The organism is Actinophytocola sp. (genome assembly GCF_035712165.1).
GTDB lineage: Bacteria > Actinomycetota > Actinomycetes > Mycobacteriales > Pseudonocardiaceae > DASYTH01.
The window spans coordinates 1-3,062 of record NZ_DASTBH010000338.1 but is presented as its reverse complement, the minus strand read 5'-3'; the positions used below and the strand labels follow the sequence as shown (position 1 = coordinate 3,062).

3 protein-coding genes are annotated in these 3,062 nt (G+C 70.5%); 2 read left to right on the top strand and 1 reads right to left on the bottom strand.

Translation table 11 applies throughout. The features are described from left to right. Positions 1-41 precede the first annotated feature (41 nt). Positions 42-407: a hypothetical protein gene (locus VFO68_RS19015; RefSeq protein ID WP_325159662.1), complete on the bottom strand. Its 366-nt coding sequence runs from the start codon at positions 405-407 to the stop codon at positions 42-44. Between the two features lie 131 nt (positions 408-538). Between VFO68_RS19015 and ligD (VFO68_RS19010) the strand changes: the two genes are divergently transcribed. Together ligD (VFO68_RS19010) and ligD (VFO68_RS19005) are read left to right on the top strand one after the other, a co-directional pair. Beyond that, positions 539-1,990, top strand: a complete 1,452-nt coding sequence (gene ligD / locus VFO68_RS19010; RefSeq protein WP_414635529.1) for a non-homologous end-joining DNA ligase — start codon at positions 539-541, stop codon at positions 1,988-1,990. Further along, complete coding sequence (gene ligD / locus VFO68_RS19005; protein ID WP_325159660.1) at positions 1,980-2,924, top strand: non-homologous end-joining DNA ligase; 945 nt, start codon at positions 1,980-1,982, stop codon at positions 2,922-2,924. Before ligD (VFO68_RS19010) ends, ligD (VFO68_RS19005) begins: the two co-directional genes overlap by 11 nt. Positions 2,925-3,062 lie beyond the last annotated feature (138 nt).

Below are 3,062 nucleotides of genomic sequence, written 5' to 3'. Positions count from 1 at the left end.
GGCTACGCGTTGCTGCGCGACCGGATCTCCTGGCTGCCCGGCTAGGCGACCAGCAACCCGATGCCGACCGAGACCACCCCGATGGCCAGCGACGCGCCGCCGGCGAAGAACATCCACAGGAAGCGGGGGTTGGGCCGGTTGATCTCGCCGGTGCCGATCAGCGCCGAGGTGACGAACCCGCCGGGGATGAGCAGCGCGGCGATCGGCACGCCGAGCCGACCGACCCAGCCGACCAGGCCGGTCAGCCCGGCGGCATCGGCGAGCAGCAGGCACACCAGGCTCAGGATGACCAGCACGCCGGCGTGCGCGTGCATCGCCCGGACGAACGCCTTCTGGAACTCGGTGAAGCGGTAGGCGCCGCGCGAGATCCGCAGCAGGAACACGCCGCCGGACTCGATTCCGACCACGGTGAGCAGTCACAGGCCGGCGATGATCCGGCTGGCGTCGGTGAGGACCAGAGTCTGCATGCCGGAAAGATTACAGTGTTTTGTAACGATGTTTCCACACGTTCGCCGAGGTTTCGGACACAATGGCGGGGATGGGCGACCTTGGCGAGTACCGCAGGAAACGCGACCCGCAGCGGACACCGGAGCCGGTGCCGGATCCGGCCGCCCTGCCCACCGGTAACGACGACACCTTCGTCATCCAGGAGCACCACGCCACCCGGCTGCACTGGGACGTGCGGCTGGAACGCGGCGGCGTGCTGGTCTCCTGGGCGGTGCCCAAGGGCCTGCCCACCCGGCCCGGCGACATCCGGCTCGCCGTGCACACCGAGGACCATCCGATGGAGTACGCGACCTTCGAGGGCACCATCCCCAAGGGCGAGTACGGCGGTGGCCGGATGTTCATCTGGGACCGCGGCCGGTACGAGACGCTGAAGTGGAGCGACCGCGAGGTGCAGGTCGTCTTCGACGGGGGCCGGGTGAAGGGGCGGTACACCTTCTTCCGCAGCGGCCGGACGGGCAAGGACTGGATGGTGCGCCGGTCCGACCCCCCGCAGGAACCGGACCGGGAGCCGCTGCCCGAGGAGCTCGAGCCGATGCTCGCCGTCGCCGGCACTCTGCCCGCCGACGACGAGCACTGGGCCTACGAGTTCAAGTGGGACGGCGTGCGCGCGCTGGCCCGGGTCGAGGGCGGCCGGCTGCGGCTGCATGCCCGCAAGGGCAACGACATCACCGCGCGCTACCCGGAACTGCGCCTGCTGGGCGAGGAGTTGGGCAGCACCGAGGTCTGGCTGGACGGCGAGATCGTCGCGCTGGTGGACGGCCGGCCCACCTTCTACGCGCTGCAGCAGCGGATCCACGCCGAGGGCGAGCGGGCCATCCGGCGGGCCGCGGCCGACACCCCGATCACCTACCTGGTGTTCGACGTGCTGCACCTGGACGGCCGGTCCTGCCTCGACCTGCCCTACCGCGACCGGCGCCGGCTGCTCGAAGGGCTGTCGCTGGCCGGGCCGAACTGGCACACCTCGCCCAGCTATCCCGGCGAGGGCGCGGCCGTGGTCGAGGCCGCCCGCGAACAGCGGCTGGAAGGCGTGATCGCCAAGCGGCTCACCTCCCGGTACTTCCCCGGCCGTCGCTCCTCGGACTGGATCAAGATCGCCGAGATCCGCCCCCTCGAAGTGGTGGTCGGCGGCTGGCGGCCGGGCGAGGGCCGGCGGGAGGACACGCTCGGCTCGCTGATGATCGGGGTGCCGACCGCGGCCGGGCTGACCTACGTCGGCCAGGTCGGCACCGGCTTCAGCGACGAGGTGCTGCGCTCGCTGACCGCCAAGCTGCGCGCCAGTGAGCGCAGGACCTCCCCGTTCGTCAACGAGGTGCCCAGGGACCGGGCCCGGGGCGCGCGCTGGGTCACCCCGAAGCTGGTCGGCGAGGTGGAGTTCCTCAACTGGACCACCGACGGCCGGCTGCGCGCGCCGCGCTGGCGGGGGCTGCGCTCGGACAAGGGCCCGCAGGACGTGGAGATCATGGAGTTGCCCGATGGCCGGTGAGAACGTGCTCGTCGCCGTGGAGGGCCGGCAGCTGCGACTGTCCAACCTGGACAAGATCCTCTACCCGGAGTACGGCTTCAGCAAGGGCGAGGTGATCAACTACTACTCGCGGATCGCCCCCGTCCTGTTGCCGCACCTGGTGGACCGGCCGGTGACGCTGCGCCGCTACCCCAACGGTGTGGACGGGATGTCGTTCTACGAGAAGAACACCGCGCGGCACACCCCGGACTGGGTGCGCACCGTCACCGTCGAGACGCCGGGCAGCAGCACCGGCCGGGACACCCTGGACTTCGCCATCATCTGCGACCTGCCGACGATGGTGTGGGCGGCCAACCTGGCCGCACTGGAGCTGCACATTCCACAGTGGACGGTCGGGCCGCGCGGCGCCCGGCACAACCCGGACCGGCTGGTGTTCGACCTCGACCCGGGCCCGCCGGCGACGATCGTGGAATGCACCCGGGTCGCGACGCTGCTGCGCGACGCGCTCACCGCCGACGGTCTGGACCCGTACGCGAAGACCAGCGGCTCCAAGGGAATGCAGCTCTACTGCGCGATCAGCACCACCGCGCCCGAGCAGACCTCGGACTACGCCAAGGCGCTCGCCGAACGGCTGGCCGCCGAGAACTCCGACCTGGTGGTGGCCAAGATGGCCAAGAACCTGCGGCCCGGCAAGGTGTTCATCGACTGGAGCCAGAACAACCCGTACAAGACCACGGTCGCGCCCTACTCGCTGCGCGCCCGGCCCGCGCCCACCGTGTCCACCCCGCTCACCTGGGCCGAGGTCGAGGCCTGCGAACGTCCGGAGGACCTGGTGTTCACCGCGGACGAGGTGCTGGACCGGGTGGACGAGCACGGCGACCTGTTCGCCGGCCTGCTCCGAAAAGACCCGCCTGCGCTCACAGGGACAAAGGCGCGGCACCGAAAGCCACATTGAACGCAGCCCACCACATGGTCCCGGTCACAAGGACAGCGGCGCGGCCCCAAAAGCCACATTGAACGCAGCCCACCACATGGTCCCGGTCACAAGGACAGCGGCGCGGCCCCAAAAGCCACATTGAACGCAGCCCACCAC

Coding starts and splice junctions, on each gene's coding strand:
- ligD (WP_414635529.1), top strand. CDS start 539: ATGGGCGACCTTGGCGAGTACCGCAGGAAACGCGACCCGCAGCGGACA.
- ligD (WP_325159660.1), top strand. CDS start 1,980: ATGGCCGGTGAGAACGTGCTCGTCGCCGTGGAGGGCCGGCAGCTGCGA.